The sequence below is a fragment of the Microbacterium sp. genome (assembly GCF_036823965.1).
Classification (GTDB): domain Bacteria; phylum Actinomycetota; class Actinomycetes; order Actinomycetales; family Microbacteriaceae; genus Microbacterium.
Window position 1 is genome coordinate 21,213 of record NZ_DAITBE010000009.1, and the last position, 21,881, is coordinate 43,093.

Annotated in this window: 19 protein-coding genes; 7 read left to right on the forward strand and 12 right to left on the reverse strand. The window is 70.3% G+C overall.

What is annotated here, in order from left to right; all coding sequences use genetic code 11:
* Positions 1-202 precede the first annotated feature (202 nt).
* Both V7Z82_RS14555 and V7Z82_RS14560 read right to left on the reverse strand, forming a co-directional pair.
* Positions 203-3,883 carry a proline dehydrogenase family protein gene (locus tag V7Z82_RS14555; RefSeq protein WP_334152265.1) on the reverse strand — a complete coding sequence of 1,227 codons (3,681 nt, stop codon included), beginning with the start codon at positions 3,881-3,883 and terminating at the stop codon, positions 203-205.
* A gap of 86 nt (positions 3,884-3,969) precedes the next feature.
* Positions 3,970-4,530 carry an acyl-CoA thioesterase gene (locus V7Z82_RS14560; RefSeq protein WP_334152266.1) on the reverse strand — a complete coding sequence of 187 codons (561 nt, stop codon included), beginning with the start codon at positions 4,528-4,530 and terminating at the stop codon, positions 3,970-3,972.
* Between the two features lie 130 nt (positions 4,531-4,660).
* Here V7Z82_RS14560 and V7Z82_RS14565 point away from each other — a divergent pair, with 130 nt between their 5' ends.
* The gene (locus V7Z82_RS14565) at positions 4,661-5,167 is read left to right on the forward strand and encodes a GNAT family N-acetyltransferase (protein WP_045277873.1); all 507 of its coding nucleotides are present in this window, start codon (positions 4,661-4,663) and stop codon (positions 5,165-5,167) included.
* Positions 5,168-5,288: 121 nt separating this feature from the next.
* Here V7Z82_RS14565 and V7Z82_RS14570 read toward each other — a convergent pair whose 3' ends face one another.
* From V7Z82_RS14570 to V7Z82_RS14580, 3 genes are all read right to left on the reverse strand, one after another.
* The gene (locus V7Z82_RS14570; RefSeq protein WP_334152268.1) at positions 5,289-6,305 is read right to left on the reverse strand and encodes a cytochrome b/b6 domain-containing protein; all 1,017 of its coding nucleotides are present in this window, start codon (positions 6,303-6,305) and stop codon (positions 5,289-5,291) included.
* A 779-nt stretch (positions 6,306-7,084) separates the two neighbouring features.
* The gene (locus V7Z82_RS14575; protein WP_334152270.1) at positions 7,085-8,056 is read right to left on the reverse strand and encodes an electron transfer flavoprotein subunit alpha/FixB family protein; all 972 of its coding nucleotides are present in this window, start codon (positions 8,054-8,056) and stop codon (positions 7,085-7,087) included.
* 1 nt (position 8,057) lies between these two features.
* Entirely contained in the window at positions 8,058-8,834 is a 777-nt protein-coding gene (locus V7Z82_RS14580) for an electron transfer flavoprotein subunit beta/FixA family protein (RefSeq protein WP_334152271.1), read from the reverse strand.
* A 140-nt stretch (positions 8,835-8,974) separates the two neighbouring features.
* Here V7Z82_RS14580 and V7Z82_RS14585 point away from each other — a divergent pair, with 140 nt between their 5' ends.
* From V7Z82_RS14585 to V7Z82_RS14595, 3 genes are read left to right on the forward strand one after another with little or no spacing between them, the layout of a single operon-like run.
* Entirely contained in the window at positions 8,975-9,511 is a 537-nt protein-coding gene (locus tag V7Z82_RS14585; protein WP_334152272.1) for a MarR family winged helix-turn-helix transcriptional regulator, read from the forward strand.
* A 1-nt stretch (position 9,512) separates the two neighbouring features.
* On the forward strand, positions 9,513-9,983 hold the full coding sequence (locus tag V7Z82_RS14590; protein ID WP_334152273.1) for an SRPBCC family protein: 471 nt from the start codon (positions 9,513-9,515) through the stop codon (positions 9,981-9,983).
* The gene (locus V7Z82_RS14595) at positions 9,980-10,423 is read left to right on the forward strand and encodes a YdeI/OmpD-associated family protein (RefSeq protein WP_334152274.1); all 444 of its coding nucleotides are present in this window, start codon (positions 9,980-9,982) and stop codon (positions 10,421-10,423) included. Before V7Z82_RS14590 ends, V7Z82_RS14595 begins: the two co-directional genes overlap by 4 nt.
* A 14-nt stretch (positions 10,424-10,437) precedes the next feature.
* Here V7Z82_RS14595 and V7Z82_RS14600 read toward each other — a convergent pair whose 3' ends face one another.
* From V7Z82_RS14600 to V7Z82_RS14625, 6 genes are all read right to left on the reverse strand, one after another.
* Positions 10,438-11,214: an enoyl-CoA hydratase-related protein gene (locus V7Z82_RS14600; protein WP_334152275.1), complete on the reverse strand. Its 777-nt coding sequence runs from the start codon at positions 11,212-11,214 to the stop codon at positions 10,438-10,440.
* Between the two features lie 112 nt (positions 11,215-11,326).
* A complete protein-coding gene (gene mmsB / locus V7Z82_RS14605; RefSeq protein WP_334152276.1) occupies positions 11,327-12,232 on the reverse strand; it encodes a 3-hydroxyisobutyrate dehydrogenase in 906 nt (301 codons plus the stop codon).
* The gene (locus V7Z82_RS14610; protein WP_334152277.1) at positions 12,229-13,425 is read right to left on the reverse strand and encodes an acyl-CoA dehydrogenase family protein; all 1,197 of its coding nucleotides are present in this window, start codon (positions 13,423-13,425) and stop codon (positions 12,229-12,231) included. The genes mmsB and V7Z82_RS14610 overlap by 4 nt, the downstream gene beginning before the upstream one ends.
* 27 nt (positions 13,426-13,452) lie before the next feature.
* Positions 13,453-14,952 carry a CoA-acylating methylmalonate-semialdehyde dehydrogenase gene (locus V7Z82_RS14615; protein ID WP_334152279.1) on the reverse strand — a complete coding sequence of 500 codons (1,500 nt, stop codon included), beginning with the start codon at positions 14,950-14,952 and terminating at the stop codon, positions 13,453-13,455.
* A gap of 303 nt (positions 14,953-15,255) precedes the next feature.
* On the reverse strand, positions 15,256-16,440 hold the full coding sequence (locus V7Z82_RS14620; RefSeq protein ID WP_334152280.1) for a thiolase family protein: 1,185 nt from the start codon (positions 16,438-16,440) through the stop codon (positions 15,256-15,258).
* Between the two features lie 33 nt (positions 16,441-16,473).
* Positions 16,474-17,109 (reverse strand): response regulator transcription factor, encoded by a 636-nt coding sequence (locus V7Z82_RS14625; protein WP_334152281.1) that lies wholly within the window; start codon positions 17,107-17,109, stop codon positions 16,474-16,476.
* Between the two features lie 276 nt (positions 17,110-17,385).
* Between V7Z82_RS14625 and V7Z82_RS14630 the strand changes: the two genes are divergently transcribed.
* The gene (locus V7Z82_RS14630) at positions 17,386-17,970 is read left to right on the forward strand and encodes an antibiotic biosynthesis monooxygenase (RefSeq protein WP_334152282.1); all 585 of its coding nucleotides are present in this window, start codon (positions 17,386-17,388) and stop codon (positions 17,968-17,970) included.
* Between the two features lie 9 nt (positions 17,971-17,979).
* Here the strand turns inward: V7Z82_RS14630 and V7Z82_RS14635 are convergent, their stop codons facing one another.
* Positions 17,980-19,143: an ROK family transcriptional regulator gene (locus V7Z82_RS14635; protein WP_334152283.1), complete on the reverse strand. Its 1,164-nt coding sequence runs from the start codon at positions 19,141-19,143 to the stop codon at positions 17,980-17,982.
* Positions 19,144-19,266: 123 nt separating this feature from the next.
* On the opposite strand from V7Z82_RS14635, the gene xylA reads away from it, so the two are divergent.
* Together xylA and xylB are read left to right on the forward strand one after the other, a co-directional pair.
* Positions 19,267-20,457 (forward strand): xylose isomerase, encoded by a 1,191-nt coding sequence (gene xylA, locus V7Z82_RS14640; protein WP_334152284.1) that lies wholly within the window; start codon positions 19,267-19,269, stop codon positions 20,455-20,457.
* Between the two features lie 7 nt (positions 20,458-20,464).
* Positions 20,465-21,793 carry a xylulokinase gene (gene xylB, locus V7Z82_RS14645; RefSeq protein ID WP_334152286.1) on the forward strand — a complete coding sequence of 443 codons (1,329 nt, stop codon included), beginning with the start codon at positions 20,465-20,467 and terminating at the stop codon, positions 21,791-21,793.
* Positions 21,794-21,881: the final 88 nt, after the last annotated feature.

Here is a 21,881-nt window from a genome sequence, read left to right on the forward strand (position 1 = left end):
CGCTGAGCGTACGCTCGACATTCCTCCGTGTCAAGAATTCTTGACACGACGTTCGGGACGCTTCGACAGGCTCAGCGACCCACTGGGTCACCCGCGGGTCCCTGAGCCACCCCCTGGGTCCCGAGCCACCCCTGGGTCCCGAGCCACCCCTGGGTCCCTGAGCCACCCCTGGGTCCCTGAGCCTGTCGAAGGGCCCGGGATGTCAGATCACGTCGGCGAAGGTCGAGTCGGGGTTGCCGAAGCGGTGCGCGGTGATCGCGATCGCCTGCTCGTGCACGAACGGGAGCAGCTCGATGCGCCCTGCCGAGGTCACGTCACCGCCGTACACCGCGAGGTCCGGGTCGCCGTCGACCGCACGAGCCAGCGCCGAGGACAGCGCGTCGACGGATGCACGCGGTCCGACCAGGCGCACCCGGCCGGCACGTGGCGCGACCGGAGCCTCGCCTGGCGCGGCAGCGGGGCGCGGCTGCATCCGCTCGATCCACTCCTCGTCGCTCTCCAGGAACACCGCGGCGTCCAGATCGCCGAGCGCGTGGCGCACCGCCGACGGCAGACCGACCGGCGACGACAGCGTGAAGCCGGCACCGGCGCGCACCGCCGCGATGACGATCCGCAGCAGGTCCTGCAGCGCAGCATCCGCCGTCGCCCTGATCTCGACCGGCACCGGGCGGTACCGGAACAGGTTGCGCTCGACCTCGAGGTGCGAGACGTCGCGCACCTGCCCGAACTCACGATCCCAGGCGAGCGCATCCGACAGCGCAGAGCGCCGCAACCACTCGAACGATTCGAAGTCGAGCGAGGGCTGCGCCGACTCGATCAGGCCGGTGATCCGCGAATCGAGGCCGCGCAGATGCAGCGTGCTCGACGGCATCGCGCTCGGCTGCGAACGCCACGAGCCCAGGCCGATCAGATAGTTCGGGCCGCCGGCCTTCGCGCCCGGCCCGACGGAGGAGCGCTTCCAGCCGCCGAAGGGCTGACGCTGCACGATCGCACCGGTGATCCCGCGGTTGACGTAGAGGTTGCCGGCCTGCACGCGGTCGAGCCAGAACGCCAGCTCTTCCGGGTTCTGGGTGTGGATGCCGGCGGTCAGCCCGTACGCGACCGCGTTCTGCATCTCGACGGCTCTGGCCAGGGTCGGCGCGTGCATGATCCCGAGCACCGGGCCGAAGAACTCCTCGAGATGGAACCGCGAGCCGGGCTGCACGCCGACGCGCACGCCGGGCCGCCACAGTCGCCCGCTCGGGTCGTCGGTCGACACCGCCGGCTCGATGAGCCACTGCTCGTCGCCCTCGAGCTCGGTGAGCGCCCAGGCGAGCTTGCCCTGCGGCTTCTCGATCACCGGCCCGACCTCGGCGAGCGGGTCCGTGGGCCAGCCGACGTGCAGCGACCTGACGGCATCCGCCAGCTGCCGAGCGAATCGCTGCGAGCGTCCGACCGGACCCACCAGGATCGCGAGCGATGCCGCCGAGCACTTCTGCCCTGCATGCCCGAAAGCGCTCTTCACGAGGTCGGCGACCGCGAGGTCGAGATCGGCGGACGGGGTGATCACGATCGCGTTCTTCCCGCTGGTCTCGGCGAGCAGCGGCAGCTCGGGGCGCCAGGAACGGAACAGTGCCGCGGTGTCCCAGGAACCGGTGAGGATGACGCGATCCACCGCCTCGTGCGCGATGAGCGCCTGACCGAGCTCGCCCTCCTCGATGTCGACGAGCGCGAGCACATCGCGCGGGACGCCGGCCTGCCACAGCGCCTCGGCGATCACGGCAGCGCAGCGGCGGGCCTGCGGCGCCGGCTTGAACACGACGCCTGATCCTGCGGCGAGCGCCGCCAGCACACCACCGGCCGGGATCGCGAGGGGGAAGTTCCAGGGCGGTGTGACGACCGTCACGCGTGCGGGCACGAATGCGGCTCCCGAGATCGCGTCGAGCTCGCGTGCCTTCGAGGCGTAGTAGCCGGCGAAGTCGACCGCCTCGCTGACCTCGACATCGGCTTCGGCGAAGACCTTCCCGGTCTCCGATGCCGCGACCTCGATCAGCTCCCCGCGGCGGGACTCCAGTGCGGCGGCGGCGCGCAGCAGCACCTCGGCTCTGTCGGCCGCAGGACGCGAACCCCAGGTGGCAGCAGCCGCCTCCACCTGTCGCACCGTGCGCTCGAGCGCAGCAGCATCCGCGATGCCGGCACTCGCCAGTGTCTCGTCACCGGCCGTCGACCCGGCGACGCGGGCGCGGATGTCGGCCGCCCACTCGCGGTTCGCCGGCAGTGCGGGGTCGCTGTCGACCGCGTTCTCGAAGCCGGGGGCGCCACCCGTGCCGGTGTCCACCTCGCGCGCGGAGTAGATGGCCGTCTCGAGGAACCCCTCGCCGGCGGAGTCGTCGAACACGTCCGAACCGTCTGATCCACGCGAGATGCCGAGCACGGCCCTCGTCAGGTCGATCTCGGGCTCCGGCACCGCGAGCGCCGGACGAACGGACTCGTGCATGGGCGCGAGACGGTCCTGCGTGCGGCGCGGTCCGCGCCAGAACGTCGGATCGCTCGACAGGTCGAGGGCGTCGAGGAAGCGATCCTGCTCCCGCACGAAGAGCGACTCGTCGCTGTCGAGATGGAAGGCCGCGGAGAGGAAGTTCTCCGACGAGGCGTTCTCCTCCAGCCGGCGAACCAGGTAGCTGATCGCGACGTCGAATTCGGCCGGCGCCACGACGGGCACGTAGAGCAGCACTGGGCCGACCTCGCGCGCGACGGCCTGCACCTGCCCCTGGGCCATGCCGAGCAGCATCTCGAACTCGACGGCGTCGCGCACCCCGCGCTCCCCCGCGAGCAGCCAGGCGTAGGCGATGCCGAAGAGGTTGTGTCCGGCGACGCCGATCCGCACGGCATCCGTGTGCTCGGGGTGCAGCGCCCAGTCGAGGCAGCGCAGATAGTTCGCATCGGTCTCGAGCTTCGTGTCGTAGGTCGCGGGCGTCCAGCCGTGCATGCGCGCCTCGACATGCTCCATCGCCAGGTTCGCGCCCTTCACGAGACGCACCTTGATCGGGGCTCCCCCGTACTCGACGCGCTCGCGCGCCCAGGCGGTGAGCTCCTGCAGTGCAGGCAGCGCATCCGGCAGGTACGCCTGCAGCACGATGCCGGCGGTCAGCCCGGTCAGCCGCGGGTCCTCGAGCAGTCGGGTGAACACCGCGATCGTCAGGTCGAGATCGCGGTACTCCTCCATGTCGAGGTTGATGAACGTGCGGGTCTTGGCCGCGGTCACGTACAGCGGCAGCAATCGCTCGACGACCTGCTCGACGACCTCGTCGAACGCCCACATCGAGATGTGGCTGATGATCGCCGAGACCTTCACCGAGACATAGTCGACGTCGTCGCGACGGATCAGCTCATGGATGCCGTCGAGCCGCCGCTTCGCCTCTGCCTCGCCGAGCACGGCCTCACCCAGCAGGTTGAGGTTCAGACGCGACCCGGACTCGCGGATCCGGGTGATCGCCGGACCGAGCTTCGCTGGACGCGCGTCGACCACGAGGTGGCCGACCATGTCGCGCAGCACCCGCCGCGCGATCGGCACCACCGGTGAGGGCAGCATCGGCGCCATGCCGCCACCGAGCTTCACGGCGCCGCGCAGATACCAGGGCAGGAAATCGGGGACGATCGGGGCGATCCGGTGCAGCTGGGATGCCGCGGCGCCGAGGCTCTCCGGACGCATCACGCCGTCCACGAAGCCGAGGGTGAACGGCAGGCCGTTCGCGTCCTGCAGCACGTCGGCGAGGCGTCGCGCCGCCGGGTCGACCTCGACCGCAGCGGCTTCGGTCACCCACCGACGGGCGAGCTCGACGGCTCGTTCGGCCAGGGGTGCGGATGCCGCGGCATCCGTCGGGAAGGACGACGACTCGGACATGGCCTCAGCCTAAGTCGCCGCCACCCCTCCTGCTCGGAGCCTCGCCCGTGATCACGGGGTGTTCGGCCGCGTCAGCTGTCGACGTGCTAGTTCCAGACGCTCGGCGCCGGCTGCCGCACGGGAGGCAGGGCGGATGCCGCGGCCCAGTCGTGCACCCAGGGGGCGATCTCGGGCACGCCCTCCGGCTTGCCGACCGCGGCGAACAGCTCCTCGTTGCTGACCGTGCCGCCGGTGCGGCGCAGCATCCGCGATCGCACGATCACGCGCGCGTAGATCTCTCCATCGACGACCGCCCTGTGCTCGAGGAACACCGCCTTGTCGTCGTGACCGATGAAGCGCGACTGCACGTCGAAGCGCTGCCAGAGCTGCAGCGACTTGCGGAACGTGACGGTCTCGCTCGACACGACCGCGTACCAGCCCCGCTCGTTCATGGCGTCGAACAGTCCGGTGCGGATCAGCAGATCCCATCGGCCGAGGTCGAACAGCGACAGGTAGCGGCCGTTGTTCATGTGGCGCAGGATGTCGATGTCGGTCGGCAGCGTGGTCAGCCGGATGCTGCTGACGGACGAGGCGTCGAGCGTCTTTCCTCGACGCACGCGGCGCCGGGCACGGAGGATCACGAGGAGGGTGCGCCAGATCACGTTCACGAGGATCGATCGTAGCCAGTGGTGCATGGACTGCGAATTCCGTTGTGCGAATCCTCCATCAGTCCAACGGGGAGCTCGGACGGCATCCGCTCGATTTCCGGATCGCGGATGCCGCGCGTAGAGTCGCCGCATGAGCGCCGAAGCCCAGCCCGAAGTCATCGTCCGTCCGGTCCGTGATGTGGATGCGGAGGCCCTCGGTCGCGTGCACGCCCAGTGCTGGCACGAGACCTACGACCACCTGATCAGCAAGGCTGCGCTCGAGAAGGTGTCCCCTCGCCGCATGGCCGAGCTGTGGACGCACTGGGCCTCGCAGGGTCCGGACTTCAAGATGAACGCCGCGCTCGTCGACGGCGAGATCGTCGGCTTCGCCGGCTCCGGCCCCGCCCGCGACAAGGATGCCCCGGCATTCCGCGAGCTCTACTTCATCTACCTGCTCGACGCGTGGCACTCCACCGGCATCGGCCAGAAGCTGTTCGACGCCGCCGTCGAGAAGGACGAGCCGCTGTACCTCTGGGTCGCCGAGGACAACCCCCGCGCGCACCGCTTCTACACGCGCAACGGCTTCACGCTGGACGGCGCCCAGCACACCGAGCCGTTCCTCGGCGAGACGCTGACCGAGGTCCGCTTCACGCGCTGATCCTCCCGGCTCGGCCCCCGCTGCCGAACCACCCCCTTCTGTGCGAGCGGCCCCTTTGAGTGATGCACTCAGCGGGGCCGCTCGCATGCAAAGGGGCCGCTCGGCAGGGTGAGGAGGCGGGTCAGCGGCTGGAGACGCTGCCGAAGGCCTTCGCGATCGGAGCGATGACGAGCGGGCGAGCGGCGAACCAGCCGGCGGCGATCACGACGAGGGATGCCACGAACACCCAGAAGCCTGTCCACGTCACCGCATCCTGCGAGGCGTACATGTGGTTGAGGTTGCGCAGGAATCCGGTGAGCATCACGAGCGCGACATGCGCGATGATGAACGCCACGAAGTACAGCATGATCGGGAAGTGCAGCGCACGGGCCCACTCGACCGGGTACGCCTTCGACAGGCGCTCGGCCTTCTTCGGCCACAGCCCCGACATGCGGAACCCGGTGATCGCAGCGAGCGGCGCAGCGATGAACACGGTCGCGAAGTACGCGAGCTGCTGCAGGCTGTTGTAGTTGTTCCAGCCGTTCTCGTGCGGCCAGTCGAACGAGACGTATTGCAGCGCCGCCGACAGCGCGTTCGGGAAGACCTCCCAGCTCGTCGGCACGATCCGCACCCAGTGCCCGGTCACGATCAGCAGCACGACGAAGATCACGCCGTTCACGAGCCACAGGATGTCGAGTGCCTGGTGGAACCACAGCGTCAGGCTGATCTTGCCCTTCGGGTTGTTCCGCGGGGTCCAGAACGCGGTCGGCCGCTTCTCGGTGCGAACCCTCAGCCCCGACCGGATGATGAGCACCATCAGGAACACGTTGAAGAAGTGCTGCCACCCGATCCACGGCGCGAAGCCAGGCTCGACCGCGATCGGCGACTCGTACTCGCCCGGGAACGCCGCGAGGAAGTCCTGCATGAACGGGAAGCTCAGCAGTGTGCGCACGAGCGCGATGGCCGCGCCCGCGAGCACGCCGAGGGCGGCCGCACCCAGCAGACCGGCGATGGCCTGCGGCCAGGTCGGACGACGACGAGCGGATGCCGCCGGCGCGGCGACGTGACGCGGCGCCCGGCCGTCCCAGACGGTGCGCGTCCACGGCAGCGGGGTGTCGATGCTCGACGTGAGGATCGCGACCGGTGCAGGCGTCGGCACAGGCGCGTCCTGGGTCCCCGAGTCCGCGCCCCGGGTCGCCGAGTCCGCGCCCCAGGTCGCCGAGTCCGCAGCGTCCTGGGCCCCTGAGTCCGCACCTTGGGTCCCCGAGTCCGCACCATCGGTCCTCGAGTCCACACCTTGGGTCCCTGAGCCTGTCGAAGGGCCAGCCGCCATCAGTGCGGTGTCAGCCGGAGGCCACGGCTCTCCACCGGCGACGCGAGGGAGGCCACGGCGCACCAGCGTCTCTGCAGCGGCTGCAACTGGTGTCGGCGCAGCGTCGGTTGCCGCTGCCACGGGTGTCGGCGCAGCGTCGGTTGCCGCTGCCACGGGTGTCGCCGCTTCGATCGGCACCGCTGCTGCGGGAGCCTCCGGGCGAACGGATGGGTCGACCGGAGCCGAGGCCGGAGCGATACTCGCGGGAGCAGCGGTCGCCTCGGCGGGCGGCCAGGGCTCGCCGCCGGGGACGCGCGGGAGTCCGCGCCGGATGTGTTCGGTCGCCGTCGGGGACGCTTCGACAGGCTCAGCGACCGAGTTCGGCTCAGCGACCGAGTTCGACTCAGCGCCCCGGTTCGGCTCAGCGCCCCGGTTCGGCTCAGCGACAGGAACCTGGGTCCCTGAGCCTGTCGAAGGGCCCTCCCCCGTCTCCACGCCCTGGGTCCCTGAGCCTGTCGAAGGGCCCGCGACCTCGGTCGCCGGCGGCCAGGGCTCGCCGCCCGGCACGCGCGGCAGGCCGCGCCGCAGCATCCCGGGTCCCTGAGCCTGTCGAACGGCACCCATGGCTACTTCTTCCGCGCCTCGAGCGCAGCGATGAGCTGCGGCACGACCGTGAAGAGGTCGCCGACGATGCCGAAGTCGGCGACGTCGAAGATCGGCGCCTCACCGTCCTTGTTGATCGCGACGATCGTCTTCGAGGTCTGCATGCCGGCGCGGTGCTGGATCGCCCCGGATATGCCGAGAGCGACATACAGCTGCGGCGACACCGAGACACCGGTCTGACCGACCTGGTGCGACTGTGGGATGTACCCGGCGTCGACTGCGGCGCGAGAGGCGCCGACGGCAGCGCCGAGGGCATCCGCGAGCTCCTCCACGAGCACGAACTTCTCCTTCGACGCAAGGCCGCGTCCACCGGAGACGACGCGGGTCGCGCCGCGCAGCTCCGGGCGGGACGAAGCGACCTCGACCGCCTCGATCGCACCGGCAGTCGCTGCGACCGCACCCGAGGACGTGACCTCGATCGCCGACACCTCGGGCGATGCGACAGCCTCGGCGCGCGCCTCGACCGCACCCTGCCGCACTGTGATGACCGGCGCACCGAAGGTCGGCGCCGAATCGACGAGGTACGCCCCGCCGTAGACCGAGTGGTGCGCGACGATGCCCTCGTCGTCACGCGAGACGCCGACAGCGTCGACCGACAGCGCGAGCTTCTGTCGCACGGCGAAGCGTCCGGCGGCGTCGCGACCGGCGATCGAATTCGAGATGAGAACCGCGTCGGGCTGCACTCGCTCGAACGCGGCCTGCAGCGCATCGACGATCGGCACGGTGAGCGATGCGGCATCCGAATCAGCAGTGAGTACGACGGATGCTCCGGCCGCGGCCGACTGGCCTGCGGCATCCGCACTCCCGCCGACGATCAGCGCGACCGGGGTACCCACTACGGAGGCCGCACCGATCAGCGCAGCGGTGCTGCTCGCGACGTTCCCCGACGGGTCGACGTCGACCAGGACGAGGATCGGGTTCTCGGGATTCGCCATGTCACACCAGCCTGTTCTGCACGAGGTACTCGACGAGCTGCTCGGCGGCATCGCCCTCGTCGGTGATCTTCACGCCCGCCGCGCGCGGGGGCTTCGCGGCCACCGAGGTCATGATCGTCCGCGGCGCGACGCCCGGGTCGGCCGAGACGTCGAGATCGGCGAGCGAGAGCACTTCGAGCGGCTTCTTCTTGGCCGCCATGATGCCCTTGAAGTTCGGGAACCGGGCGTCCGGCAACGCTTCCGTGATCGAGATCACGGCCGGCAGCGGTGCAGACACGGTCTGCGATCCGGCATCCGCCGCTCGCGTGCCGGTGACGGCATCGGCGGTGATCTCGACCGACGACAGCGCGGTCGCCTGCGCGAAGCCGAGGTGCTCGGCCAGCATCGCCGGGATCACGCCGCCCGAGCCGTCGGTCGACAGGTTCCCGGTGATCACGAGGTCGGGTGCCCCGCGGCGGATGGCTGCGGCGAGCGTCTCGGCGGTGAGGCCGAGATCGGCGCCGGTGAGCTGCTCATCGGCGATGTGCACGGCGGATGCCGCACCGATCGCGAGCGCGCGTCGTACGGTCGCTGTCGACGTCTCCGGGGCCATCGAGAGGGCCACGACCTCGGTGCCCTCGTTCTTGTCGGCGTGGCTCAGCGCCACCTCGAGCGCACGCTCGGTGATCTCGTCGAGCACCACATCGCCGGCGGCCCGCTCGGCGAGCCCCGTCTCGAGATTCAGGGTGCGATCACCGTAGGTGTCCGGCACCTCTTTGACCAGGACGAAGATCTTCATCGATTGCTCCTCACGACTGCCTTGATTCTAGTCCTGCGGTACTGAGTTCCATCTGACGCGCGACCGGGAACCACCGACCTCTGCGCCCGCCGCGTGCGCGCCACCCTCGTGCGCCCCGCCGCCACCGCTACCGTAGACCTGTGGTCAGACCCCGCCCGCTCCCCGTTGATCCGCTCGCCGAAGCGAAGCGGCAATGGGTCGCGCACGGCTGGACGGATGCCGCGGACGGCATGGCCGTCGTCACCTCGGTGATGCGCGCTCAGCAGCTGCTGCTGGCGAGGGTGGATGCTGCGCTCAAGCCGTTCTCGCTGAGCTTCGCCCGTTACGAGGTGCTGCAGCTCCTCGCATTCAGCCGCGCGGGACGGCTGCCCCTGTCCAGCGCCGTCGCCCGTCTGCAGGTGCACGCGACCACGGTCACCAGCACCGCCGACAGGCTCGTCCGCGACGGACTCATCGTCCGTGAACCGCACCCGCACGACGGCCGCGCCTCGATGCTCGTCCTCACGGATGCCGGTCGGGAGCTCGTCGAGCGCGCGACCCAGGCGCTGAACGCCGACGTGTTCGCGAACCCGGGTATCGCTCGCGACGACGCCGCCGAGCTCGTCGCGATCGTCGCCCGTCTGCGCAGGGACGCCGGCGACTTCACGGATCCGCGGCCCCATCCCGAGCCGCTCTGACATGGCTCGCTTCGTCGTCGAGACCGTGATCGCTGCGCCGCCGGCCACGGTGTTCGCGGCATCCCTCGACCCGGCGCTGCACGTGCGCTCGATGGCGCGGCACGGCGAGACCATGGTCGAGGCGCCGGCCGACGGCCGGTTCGCCGAGGGCTCGACCGTCACGTGGCGGGCGCGCCACTTCGGCATCCCGTTCCGACTGCGTTCGATCGTGTTCGACATCGATCCGCCTCGCGCCTTCAGCGACCGCCAGCTCGCCGGCCCGTTCGGCGCATTCCTGCACGAGCACGTGTTCGAGGAGCATCCGGTCGGCACGCTGATGCTCGACACGATCACGTTCCGCTCGCCGTTCGGTCCGATCGGCCGCGCGGTCGACGCGCTATTCATGCGCGAGTACATGCGGCGTCTCATCATGCAGCGCAATGCGACGCTGGTCGCCGAGATCGAGGGCGACGGGCGTACCCTGTCGGCATGAGCGAACTGCGCCTGCACACCGTCCTCACCGGCCGCGGCCCCGCTGCGGCGATCCTGCTCAGCGACGAGCAGGTCGCTGAGCTCGGCGGCGGCAAGGCCTTCCCCGTCGCGGTCACGATCGGCGGCCGCACCGCCCGCCTGCGGGTCGCCCGCATGGGCGGCGCGAACATGATCGGCTTCAGCAAGGCAGTGCGAGCCGAGCTCGGGGTCGAGATCGACCAGGAGGTCGACGCCGTGATCCGCGTCGATGCCGCCGAGCGCACGGTCGATGTGCCTGCCGAGCTCGCCGCAGCGCTCGACGCCGACCCTGCCCTGCGCACCGCCTTCGACGCACTCTCGTACTCGACCCGCAAGGAGCACGCCCGCACGGTCGCCGAGGCGAAGCAGGACGCGACGCGCGAGCGCCGCATCGCGAAGATCGTCGAGTCCCTGCAGAGCTGAGTCCCGATGCATGACTAGCGGTTCTGGAAGTCCGGAGCGCGCTTCTCCCGGAAGGCCGCCATGCCCTCCTTCTGATCCGCAGTGTCGAACAGCGCCGCGAACGCCTGCTTCTCGTGGGCGAGCCCCTCGGCCAGCGTCGTCTCCATCGCCGCGTCGAGGGCGGCCTTCGCCGCGTACACGGAGGGAAGCGAACGCGCCGCGATCGTCTCGGCGAGGGTCGTCGCCTCGGCCAGCAGATCGGATGCCGGAACCACACGCGACACGAGACCTGAGCGCTCGGCCTCCTCGGCACCCATGAAGCGCCCGGAGAGCACGAGCTCGGCTGCCTTGTAGTAGCCGACCGCGCGGATCAGACGCTGCGTCCCGCCCATGCCGGGGATCACCCCGAGGTTGATCTCCGGCTGGCCGAACTTCGCCGTGTCGGCGGCCAGGATGATGTCGCACATCATGGCGAGCTCGCATCCTCCGCCGAGCGCGAAGCCGGAGACGGCGGCGATCACCGGCGTGCGCACGGCGGCGAACTCCCGCCAGATGCCGAAGTGGTCGGTCGCGATCATCTCGGCGCCCGACATCCCCTCCATCTCCTTGATGTCGGCGCCGGCCGCGAACGCCTTCTCGGAGCCTGTCACCACGATCGCCCCGACGCCGTCGTCGGCATCGAAGGCGAGTGCTGCCGCGGTGACCTCTTCGGCCACCCTGGTGTTCAGGGCATTCAGCGCCTGCGGGCGGTTCAGGGTGATCCAGCCCACTCGTCCACGCTGCTCGACGAGGATCGTCTCGAATTCGGTCATGGTGCGTCTCCCTCGGCTGTCACGTCGTCGTTGCCTTCAGTATCCCCGAGCCCTCGCCCTTCGGCTCGTCGCTTCGCTCCGGTTCCCGAGCGAGCGAAGCGGGACGAGGACCTCACACGCGGTCGTCGCGGATGTCGGTGATGATGCCGGAGAAGTCGCGACCGGCACCCTCCCCCGCTGCGAATGCCGCGTAGATCCGCTGCGCGAGGCGGCCCATCTGCGCATCCGTCGACGTCTGCTCGATGGCCTGCAGTGCGAGGCCGAGGTCCTTCGCCATCAGGGCGCCGGCGAAGCCTGGCAGGTAGTCGCGGTTCGCCGGGCTGGTCGGCACGGGACCTGGGACCGGGCAGTTCGTCGTGATCGACCAGCACTGGCCGGATGCCTGCGAGACCACGTCGTACAGCGCCTGGTGCTCCAGTCCCAGCCGCTCGCCGAGCACGAATGCTTCAGCGACCGCGATCTGCGAGACCGCGAGGATCATGTTGTTGCAGACCTTCGCCGCCTGGCCGAGGCCGGGTCCGCCGCAGTGCACGATCCGCTTGCCCATCGCCTTCAGCAGCGGCAGCGCGGTGGCGAAGTCCTCATCTGATGCGCCGACCATGAACGCGAGCGTGCCGTTCTCGGCCCCGACGACGCCGCCGGACACCGGAGCATCGATGTTGCGATGCCCCGCGGCGATCGCCAGCTCGTGCGCCGTGCGCGCCTCGTCGACCGCGATCGTCGAGGACTCGATGAACAGCGTGCCCGGACGCGCCGCCGCGAGCAGCTCGGCGCGATACGCCTCGATGACGTGCTTGCCCGCAGGGAACATCGTGATCACGACATCCGCGTCCGTGACGGCATCCGCACCGCTCGCCGCGACCGGGATGCCGGCTGCCTCAGCAGCCAGGATCGCCGCCGGCACGAGATCGAACCCGCGCACCTCGTGACCGGCCTGCACCAGGTTGACCGCCATCGGCAGGCCCATGTGCCCGAGGCCGAGGAACGCGATGACCGGTGTTCCAGGTGTCGCGGTCATGAGCTGCTCCGCATCGACGCAGAGCCAGCCGGCCGCAGCATCTCGCGTCCGACGATCAACCGCATGATCTCGTTCGTGCCCTCGAGGATCTGGTGCACCCGCAGATCGCGGACCACCTTCTCGATGCCGTAGTCCTGCAGGTAGCCGTATCCGCCGTGCAGCTGCAGCGCGCGGTTGGCGACGTCGAACCCGGCATCCGTCGCGAAGCGCTTGGCCATCGCGCAGCGCATGGTCGCGTCCGGCGCGTGCTCGTCGACCGCCAGCGCGCCGTCGCGGACCATGAGCCGCGCGGCCTGCAGGTCGGTGCGCATGTCGGCGATCGCGAACATGATCGACTGCTTCTCGGCGAGCGGCTCTCCGAAGGCCACCCGCTCATGCACGTACTGCACGGCGCGGTCGAGCGCCCACTGCGCGCCGCCGATCGAGCAGGCGGCGATGTTGAGGCGTCCGCCGTTGAGCGCTGACATCGCGATCGCGAAGCCCTTGCCCTCTTCGCCGAGCATGGCGGATGCCGGAACCCGCACCCCGTCGAGCACGACCTGGCGGGTGGGCTGCGCGTGCCAGCCCATCTTCTTCTCCAGTGCGCCGAAGCTCAGGCCCTCGGCGTCGCCGGCGACGAGGAACGCGCTGATCTCCTGGTGTCTGGGTCCCTGAGCCTGTCGGGCTCCGGTCCGCGCCATCACCACGTACACAGCCGCTTCGCCGGCGCCCGAGATGAACTGCTTGACGCCGGTGAGCACGTAGTCGTCGCCGTCGCGGACCGCACTGGTCGCGATGTTCGCGGCATCCGATCCCACACCGGGTTCAGTGAGGCAGTAGCCACCGAACTCCGACATGGCGGTGAGGCCGGGCAGCCAGCGGGCGATCTGCTCGTCGTTGCCGTAGCTGTCGATCATCCAGACCACCATGTTGTGGATGGAGATGTAGGCGGCGACCGCCGGGTCGCCCTTGGCGAGCTCTTCGAAGATCGCGACGGTGTCGACGCGGGCGAGACCGGTACCACCGGACTCCTCCCGCACGTAGATGCCGCCGAGGCCGAGTTCGCCGGCCTTCCCGAGCGACTCTCGGGGGAAGATGTGCTGCTCGTCGCGTTCGGCCGAGAACGGGGCGAGCTCGGCCTCGGCGTATTCGCGAACGGCTTCGAGGATCGCCTCGCGCTCCTCGGCGGTGGTGGCGGTTGTCGTCATGGTCATGTCGGGTTCCTGATCAGGTCGAACGGGTCAATGCATGGTGGGGATGACGAAACTGGCGCCATCCTTGATGCCGGACGGCCAGCGGCTCGTCACGGTCTTCGTCTTCGTGTAGAAGCGGAAGGCGTCGGCGCCGTGCTGGTTGAGGTCGCCGAAACCGCTCTTCTTCCAACCGCCGAAGGTGTAGTACGCGATCGGGACGGGGATCGGCACGTTCACACCGACCATGCCGACCTCGACGCGGGCGGCGAAGTCGCGCGCTGCATCGCCGTCTCGCGTGAAGATCGCGACACCGTTGCCGTACTCGTGCTCGGAGGCCATCCGCAGCGCCTCCTCGTAGTCGGCAGCGCGGGCGATCACGAGCACCGGCCCGAAGATCTCCTCGCGGTAGATCGCCATCTCGGTCGTGACGTGGTCGAACAGCGTCGGCCCGAGGTAGAAGCCATCCTCATACCCTTCGACCGAGAATCCGCGACCGTCGGCGAGCAGCGTCGCGCCCTCGTCGACGCCCTGCTGGATGTAGCCCTCGACGCGTTCGACGGCGGCGCGGCTGACGAGGGGGCCGTAGTCGACGTCAGCGGCGAGCGCCGGGCCGATCCGCAGTCGGGCGACGCGCTCCGAGAGCTTCGCCGCGAGCGCATCCGCCGTCTCCTGTCCGACGGGTACGGCGACCGAGATCGCCATGCAGCGCTCGCCGGCCGAACCGTATCCGGCGCCGATCAACGCGTCGACGGCCTGGTCGAGGTCGGCATCCGGCATCACGATCATGTGGTTCTTGGCGCCGCCGAAGCACTGCGCGCGCTTGCCGTTCGCCGCGGCCGTCGCGTAGATGTACTCGGCGATGGGCGTGGAGCCGACGAAGCCGACGGCGCGGATGCGGTCATCCGTCAGCAGCGTGTCGACGGCCTCCTTGTCGCCGTGGACGACATTGAGGACACCGGCGGGAAGCCCCGCCTCGAGGAACAGCTCGGCGAGACGCACCGGCACCGAGGGGTCGCGCTCACTCGGCTTGAGCACGACGGCGTTACCCGCGGCGAGCGCCGGCCCTGCCTTCCACAGCGGGATCATCGCCGGGAAGTTGAACGGGGTGATCGCCGCGACGACGCCGAGGGGCTGGCGCATCGAGTAGACGTCGATGCCCGCTCCGGCTCCGGTGGAGTACTCGCCCTTCAGCAGGTGCGGGGCGCCGGCGGAGAACTCGATGACCTCGAGTCCGCGCTGGATGTCGCCTTTCGCGTCGTCGACGGTCTTGCCGTGCTCGCTCGCGAGGAGCTCGGCCAGCGACTGCATCTCGCGCTGGGCGAGATCGAGGAAGCGCAGCAGCACGCGGGCACGCTTCTGCGGGTTGGTGGCCGCCCACTCCACCTGCGCGGCCGCCGCGTTCGCGATCACCTCGCGGACGTCGTCGGCAGATGCCAGCGGCACGCGGGCCTGCACGCCGCCAGAGCTGGGGTCGAACACGTCGGCGAAGCGTCCGGCATCAGGAGTGCGATGCGTTCCGCCCACGAAGTGCGGGATGGTGCGAGTCATTTTGCGACTTCCCTCCGTGCCGTCGTTGGCACATTGGAGAGTTTACTTCGGCATCCGCAGATTTACTAGGACATCCATGTATATCCGTTCGGCGCGGTCCCGGTGTTCCATCGGCGTTCACCGCGCAGTCACCTGCGTCGATTACAACTGCAGGTGCGCGGAAGACTCAGACCGGAACGGGTAGTCACAGATTTCCGCGCCGCGGAGAGCGGATCCCGCTCCCGCCGCGGTGCCCACACCGCAGGACCCCCGCCGAATCGGGTCGGCGGGGGTCTTCTCCGTCTGCAGGAGGCTCGGCTGACCTCAGAGCCGTTCGATGATCGTGGCGTTCGCCATGCCGCCGCCCTCGCACATCACCTGCAGGCCGAGGCGCCCCCCGGTCGCCTCGAGGTGGTCGACGAGCGTGCCGAGCAGGCGCGTGCCTGACGAGCCGAGCGCGTGACCGAGCGCGATCGCGCCCCCTCGGGGGTTGAGCTTCGCGATATCCGCGCCGAGCTCTGCGGCCCAGGCCAGGGGCACCGAGGCGAACGCCTCATTCACCTCGTAGGCGTCGAGGTCATCGATCGAGAGGGCGGCACGCTCCAGGATCCGCCTCGTCGCCGGGATCGGACCCGTCAGCATCATGAGCGGATCGTCGCCGACCACGGCGAAGGAGTGGAAGCGAGCGCGAGGCGTCAGGCCGAGCTGCTCGGCGCGCTCCGCGCTCATCAGCAGTGCGGCGGACGCACCGTCGGTGAGCGGCGAGGAGTTGCCGGCCGTGATCCGCCAGTCGAGCTCGGGGAAGCGCGCGGCGAGCTCCTCGGTGCGGAATGCCGACGGCAGCCCGGCCAGCCGATCCGCTGTCGTGCCGGCGCGCACGGTCTCGTCGGCGACGGCCTCCGGCGCCTCGTCCACGGCGATCACGGTTCGGTCGAAGAATCCCGACTCCCAGGCGTCGCTCGCGCGACGGTGCGACTCGGCGGCGTAGTCGTCGAGCTGATCGCGAGTCAGTCCCCACCGCTGTGCGATGAGTTCGGCGGAGACGCCCTGGTTCACCAGTCCCTCTGGGTACCTCGCCCGCAGGCGCGGCGACATCGGGGAACCGCCCGTGCCGGACGACCCGAGCGGCACCCTGCTCATCGACTCGACACCGCCGGCGATCACCGCGTCGTAGGCACCGGCGATGATCCCCTGGGCCGCGATGTGCACGGCCTGCTGGCTGGAACCGCACTGCCGATCGATGGATGCGGCCGGCACGGTCTCGTCGAAGCCGGCGGCGAGCACCGCCTGCCGGGCGATGTTCGTCGACTGCTCGCCGACCTGGCTCACGCAGCCGAGCAGCACGTCGTCGATCTGCCTGGACTCGAGCCCTGTGCGTGCGAGCAGTGCCGCGAGCGCGCCGGCAGCGAGGTCGACCGGATGCACCTCCGACAGCGCTCCTCCCGGCTTGCCGCGTCCGACGGGTGTGCGGACGACATCGACCAGGACCGCCTCACTGCGTGTGCTCATGCCCCCATTCTGCGCCTGCCCCGGCGGGACGGGTCACAGATGGGGATGGATGTAGCCGTCTTCCACCGCACGACGGTACAGGTCGACCTTGGTCGCGGCTGGTCGACCGGCGGCGGCATACTTGCCGCGGATGCGGCGGACGTGATCGAGTACGGTCTCACGCGTGATGAACAGCGACTGCGCCACGCTGTCGGCCGTCGCGCCGACCGCGTATCGGGCGAACACCTCCGCCTCGCGCGCCGACAGGGGGATGCGGGCGGGCGCCGAGGGGACCCGCGCGATCGATGCGGCCCAGTCCCCACCGGGGAATTCACCACGGACAGCCGCCCGCAGTGCGGCCATCAGGCCGGGCGCCTCGTCGGCTTTGTCGACCAGGCCGACCGCGCCCGCTCCGGCTGCCGCTCGGATCACGGCGAGTGGCTCCAGCGACGCGTGCACGAGCACCGGCGCACCGGCGCCGACGAGCGCCGCGACGTTGTCGACCGGTGTCGAGCCGTCGGAGAGCGTCAGGTCGAGGAGGATCACGTCCATCCGTTCCCTGGCAGCGACCAGTTCGGTGACGGAGCGCCCGACGGCCACCACCTGGAACCCCGGATGACTCTGGATGATCGCCGTCACCCCCACCAGCATCGCTCGATGATCATCGATGAGTCCGACACGCACGACCATTCGTTCCCCGTTCCCCGTTCCCCAGACGACGGACCGGGGCGAGCTGGGATGGGTGGGCCAGCCCCGGTCCACGGGATGCACGAAGAGGCATCCCGGAGCAGGACCCCGACGCTGCGGATTCATGACGCCGTTTCCGCGCACATGTCGTTCCACTCGGTTCCTTCGCCGCCCGATCTCCTCGCGAACGCCGAATAGAATCGATGTGGCGCCGCGACCCTGGCGCAGCCCCTTTCGGCGTGTCCGTGATCCGGCCGCCCCGTCACCCGAGGACCCGCCATGTCCAGCGATTCCATCACTGTCTCCATCCGCCGCGAGGTCGATCCCGACCGCATCAACGAGGCGACGGCCTGGGTGCAGCGCGGCGTGAACAAGGCCAACCAGTACCCGGGGTTCCTCGGCTCCGGATGGGTGCGCGCCGGTGCCGATTCGCACGTCTGGCACATGCTGTACCGCTTCGCCGACGAGGAGACGCTGGTCGCCTGGGAGGACTCAGCCGAACGCGCATCCTGGCTGGAGACGGGTCAGGGGCTCGTGCTGAGCGAACGCTCACGGCGACGCAGCGGCATCGAGGGATGGTTCGACGATCCGGCCACCGGCACGATCACGGTGCCGACCGGCGAGGGCACCGACTCCGTCTCGGTCGGCAGCGCGCCGCCCCGGTGGAAGCAGGCCGTCACGATCTGGCTCGGCTTCTTCCCGGTGAACCTCGCGTTCACGTACGCGATGAGCCCGGTCCCCGGGTGGGACTCCCTGCCGATCTGGCTGCGCGTGCTGGCGACGACCCTCGTGCTGACGCCGATCATGACCTACTGGGTGCTCCCCTGGGTCACGCGCTCCCTGCGCACCTGGCTCGCGCGCTGAGCCCTCCGCTCAGATCACGCCGACCGCGGTGAAGGCCAGCTCGGCCGCGCCGAGCAGCAGCCGGTCTGCTGCGAGCGATGCCGGCAGGATGCGCAGGTCCTCGGCGTTCTCCGCCATCGCGGATGTCGCGACCTGCTCGGCGAATCCCTCGGGATCGAGCTCGACGAGCAGCGCCAGGAATCCGCCGAGCACGACGACCGCCGGATCGAGGATGTTCACGGCGTCGGCGAGGGCCTGCGCGAGGATGCCGCGCTGGCGACCGCACTCCGCACCGACCGCCTCGTCCGCGGAGGCGGCGATGGCGTCGGCGAGCGCCGCGTCATCCGCGCCGGTCAGCCCGAGCGCGTGGAGGAGGCGCGCCCTGCTGACCTCGTCCTCGAGCGTCGCCGCGTCGTCGGTCCGCACGCGGTTCTGCCCGAACTCGCCCGCGTAGCCGCCGACCCCGCCGACTGCGATCCCGTGCACGATGATCCCGCCGCCGATGCCTGACGGCCCGCCGTTGAGGTACACCACGTCATCGGCTCCTCGCGCGGCGCCGAACAGATGCTCCGCCAGCGCGCCGAGGCTCGCGTCGTTGCCCACGGCGACCGGGAGTCCCGTCGCTCTGGCGATCGAGGCCCGAACCGGAGCATCCACCCAGCCGAGATGCGGGGCGTTGCGGACGAGACCGTCGGCCTGCCGCACCAGACCCGGAACCGCGACGCCGATCCCGACCACGCGCGACCCGTCCAGCTCACCGTTCGTCCAGCGGGAGAGAACCTCGGCGACCAGCTCGGTCACCGCGTCCGCCGACGGCAGTTCCACCTCGATCCGCTCGCGCACAGCGACCCTGCGGGCGAGGTCGATCGCGGCGATCTCGACGGCATCCACCTCGGGGTTCACCGCGATCACGACCGTGCGCGGCGCTGCTTCCACCACCGGAGACGGACGACCGACGCGTCCGGCCGGGTCGGGGTCGCGCTCGACGACCCACCCGTCCCCGACCAGCTCGGCGACGAGGTCGGCAACCGTCGAACGGTTCAAGCCGGTCGCCGCGGTCAGCTGCGCACGCGACTGCGGGCCTTCGAGGTGCACGCGCCGCAGGAGGCGGGCGAGGTTGCGTGCGCGGACGCCGTCGCCGGCGTCCTTCAGGGCAGCGGTTCCGCTGAGCTCCGTCGAAGCATCCGTCGCCACGTGCCCTCCTTCTCGTCCGGCGTCCCAGTCTAGGAGGCTGGACATCCCGACCCTCAGCCTATATGTTGTTGCTCACAACAATTACGAGGCGCCGCCGCCGCGCCCGTCATGCGAAGGAGCATCATGAGCCTCACCCCGACCCGCGCCGACAAGTTCTCGTTCGGACTCTGGACGATCGGCTACAACGGGACCGACCCCTTCGGCGGACCGACGCGTCCCGCCCTCGATGTCGTGCACGCGGTCGAGAAGCTCTCCGAGCTCGGCGCCTACGGTCTCACCTTCCACGACGACGATCTGTTCGCCTTCGGCTCGACGGATGCCGAGCGGCAGACCCAGATCGACCGCCTGAAGGGCGCGCTCGCCGACACCGGTCTCGTCGTGCCGATGGTCACCACCAACCTCTTCAGCGCGCCGGTCTTCAAGGACGGCGGCTTCACCTCGAACGACCGCCAGGTTCGTCGTTTCGCGCTGCGCAAGGTGCTGCGCAACCTCGACCTCGCCGCTGAGCTCGGCGCCAGGACCTTCGTGATGTGGGGCGGCCGCGAGGGCGCCGAGTACGACTCGGCGAAGGACGTGCGCGCTGCACTCGAGCGCTACCGTGAGGCCGTGAACCTGCTCGGCGACTACGTGACCGACAAGGGCTACGACATCCGCTTCGCGATCGAGCCGAAGCCGAACGAGCCCCGCGGCGACATCCTGCTGCCCACGCTCGGCCACGCGATCGCGTTCATCGACTCGCTCGAGCGGCCGGAGCTGGTGGGTGTGAACCCGGAGGTGGGTCACGAGCAGATGGCCGGACTCAACTTCACCGCGGGTATCGCGCAGGCCCTGTTCCACGGCAAGCTGTTCCACATCGACCTCAACGGACAGCGCGGCATCAAGTACGACCAGGACCTCGTGTTCGGGCACGGCGACCTGCACAACGCCTTCTCGCTCGTCGACCTGCTCGAGAACGGCGGCCCGAACGGCGTCCCCGCCTACGAGGGCCCCCGCCACTTCGACTACAAGCCCTCCCGCACCGAGGACGAGACGGGCGTCTGGGACTCCGCCGCCGCCAACATGCGCACCTACCTGCTGCTGAAGGAGCGCGCCGCGGCCTTCCGCGCCGACCCCGAGGTGCAGGAGGCACTGGCTGCCGCGAAGGTCGCCGAGCTCGCGACCCCGACGCTGAACGAGGGCGAGTCCTACGACGACCTGCTCGCCGACCGCGCGGCCTACGAGGACTTCGACACCGACGCGTACCTCGGCGGCAAGGGCTTCGGCTTCGTGCGTCTGCAGCAGCTCGCGACCGAGCACCTGCTCGGCGCCCGGTGATCCGCTGATGGCCCTCGTCCTCGGCGTCGACTCCTCGACGCAGTCGTGCAAGGTCGTCGTGGTCGACGCCGAGACGGGCGCGGTGGTGCGCAGCGGTCGCGCCGCGCACCCCGACGGCACCTCGGTCGATCCGAACGCGTGGTGGATCGCGCTGACCGCAGCGATCGACGATGCTTCGACGGGGCTCAGCACAGGTGCCGGCGGGCTCGACGGCGTCGAGGCCTGGGCCATCGGCGGACAGCAGCACGGGATGGTGGCGCTCGACGCGTCCGGCGCAGTCATCCGCGACGCGCTGCTCTGGAACGACACCAGGTCGGCGGATGCCGCGGCCGACCTGGTCACGCAGTTCGGCGCGCAGGAGCTGGCGGATCGCACCGGCCTGGTGCCGGTGGCCTCCTTCACCATCTCGAAGCTGCGCTGGCTGCGCGACCACGAGCCGGAGCACGCGCAGCGGGTCGCCGCGGTCGCACTCCCCCATGACTGGCTCACCTGGCGACTGCGCGGGTACGGGCCGGCAGGGGCGGATGCCGCACCGCTCGGCCCAGTGCTCGAGGAGCTCGTGACGGATCGCTCCGATGCGTCCGGGACGGGGTACTGGAGCGCGGCGACCGGCGAGTACGACCGCGAGCTCGTGATCGCGGCGCTCGGGCACGACGTCATCCTGCCGCGTGTGCTCGGCGCCGACGAGTCCGTGCAGGACGCGGCCGGGCGCCTGGTCGCTCCCGGCGCCGGTGACAACGCCGCTGCCGCGCTCGGCCTCGGCGCAGGCCGAGGAGACGTCGTGGTCTCGATCGGCACCAGCGGCACGGTCTTCGCGGTGAGCGCGGAGCCCTCGGCGGACGCCTCGGGGATCATCGCCGGCTTCGCGTCGGCCGACGGGCACTTCCTGCCACTCGTCTGCACGCTGAACGCGGCACGGGTGCTCGACGTCACCGCGACGCTGCTCGGCGTGGATCATGAGGAGCTCGGTCGACTCGCACTGGCGGCACCGGCCGGGTCGCACGGTCTGACGCTGGTGCCGTACTTCGAGGGAGAGCGCACCCCGAACCTTCCGGATGCGACCGCGACGCTCAGCGGCATGACGCTCGCCTCGACCACGCGCGAGAACCTGGCACGCGCTGCGGTCGAGGGCATGCTGTCAGGGCTCGGGGCCGGGCTCGATGCCCTGCGCGAGGCTGGGGTGCCGCTGCGGCGTGCGCTGCTGATCGGCGGCGGCGCGCAGTCGGCGGCCGTGCGGGAGATCGCGCCGCTGGTGCTCGGCATCCCGGTCGAGGTGCCGGCCGCTGGGGAGTACGTCGCGCTCGGCGCTGCGCGCCAGGCCGCCGGGTTGGTCTAGCCGGGCACGGCGCGCCCGACGCCGTGTTCCGGTCGCAGTTCCTGCCGCCTCGGCATCCGACGCCGTGTTCCGGTCGCAGTTCCTGCCG

What these genes read in the sequence shown, in the direction of transcription:
- V7Z82_RS14555 (WP_334152265.1), bottom strand. Translation starts at nt 3,883, where the DNA reads ATGTCCGAGTCGTCGTCCTTCCCGACGGATGCCGCGGCATCCGCACCC.
- V7Z82_RS14565 (WP_045277873.1), top strand. Translation starts at nt 4,661, where the DNA reads ATGAGCGCCGAAGCCCAGCCCGAAGTCATCGTCCGTCCGGTCCGTGAT.
- V7Z82_RS14575 (WP_334152270.1), bottom strand. Translation starts at nt 8,056, where the DNA reads ATGGCGAATCCCGAGAACCCGATCCTCGTCCTGGTCGACGTCGACCCG.
- V7Z82_RS14580 (WP_334152271.1), bottom strand. Translation starts at nt 8,834, where the DNA reads ATGAAGATCTTCGTCCTGGTCAAAGAGGTGCCGGACACCTACGGTGAT.
- V7Z82_RS14590 (WP_334152273.1), top strand. Translation starts at nt 9,513, where the DNA reads ATGGCTCGCTTCGTCGTCGAGACCGTGATCGCTGCGCCGCCGGCCACG.
- V7Z82_RS14595 (WP_334152274.1), top strand. Translation starts at nt 9,980, where the DNA reads ATGAGCGAACTGCGCCTGCACACCGTCCTCACCGGCCGCGGCCCCGCT.
- V7Z82_RS14600 (WP_334152275.1), bottom strand. Translation starts at nt 11,214, where the DNA reads ATGACCGAATTCGAGACGATCCTCGTCGAGCAGCGTGGACGAGTGGGC.
- mmsB (WP_334152276.1), bottom strand. Translation starts at nt 12,232, where the DNA reads ATGACCGCGACACCTGGAACACCGGTCATCGCGTTCCTCGGCCTCGGG.
- V7Z82_RS14610 (WP_334152277.1), bottom strand. Translation starts at nt 13,425, where the DNA reads ATGACCATGACGACAACCGCCACCACCGCCGAGGAGCGCGAGGCGATC.
- V7Z82_RS14615 (WP_334152279.1), bottom strand. Translation starts at nt 14,952, where the DNA reads ATGACTCGCACCATCCCGCACTTCGTGGGCGGAACGCATCGCACTCCT.
- V7Z82_RS14620 (WP_334152280.1), bottom strand. Translation starts at nt 16,440, where the DNA reads ATGAGCACACGCAGTGAGGCGGTCCTGGTCGATGTCGTCCGCACACCC.
- V7Z82_RS14625 (WP_334152281.1), bottom strand. Translation starts at nt 17,109, where the DNA reads ATGGTCGTGCGTGTCGGACTCATCGATGATCATCGAGCGATGCTGGTG.
- V7Z82_RS14630 (WP_334152282.1), top strand. Translation starts at nt 17,386, where the DNA reads ATGTCCAGCGATTCCATCACTGTCTCCATCCGCCGCGAGGTCGATCCC.
- xylA (WP_334152284.1), top strand. Translation starts at nt 19,267, where the DNA reads ATGAGCCTCACCCCGACCCGCGCCGACAAGTTCTCGTTCGGACTCTGG.
- xylB (WP_334152286.1), top strand. Translation starts at nt 20,465, where the DNA reads ATGGCCCTCGTCCTCGGCGTCGACTCCTCGACGCAGTCGTGCAAGGTC.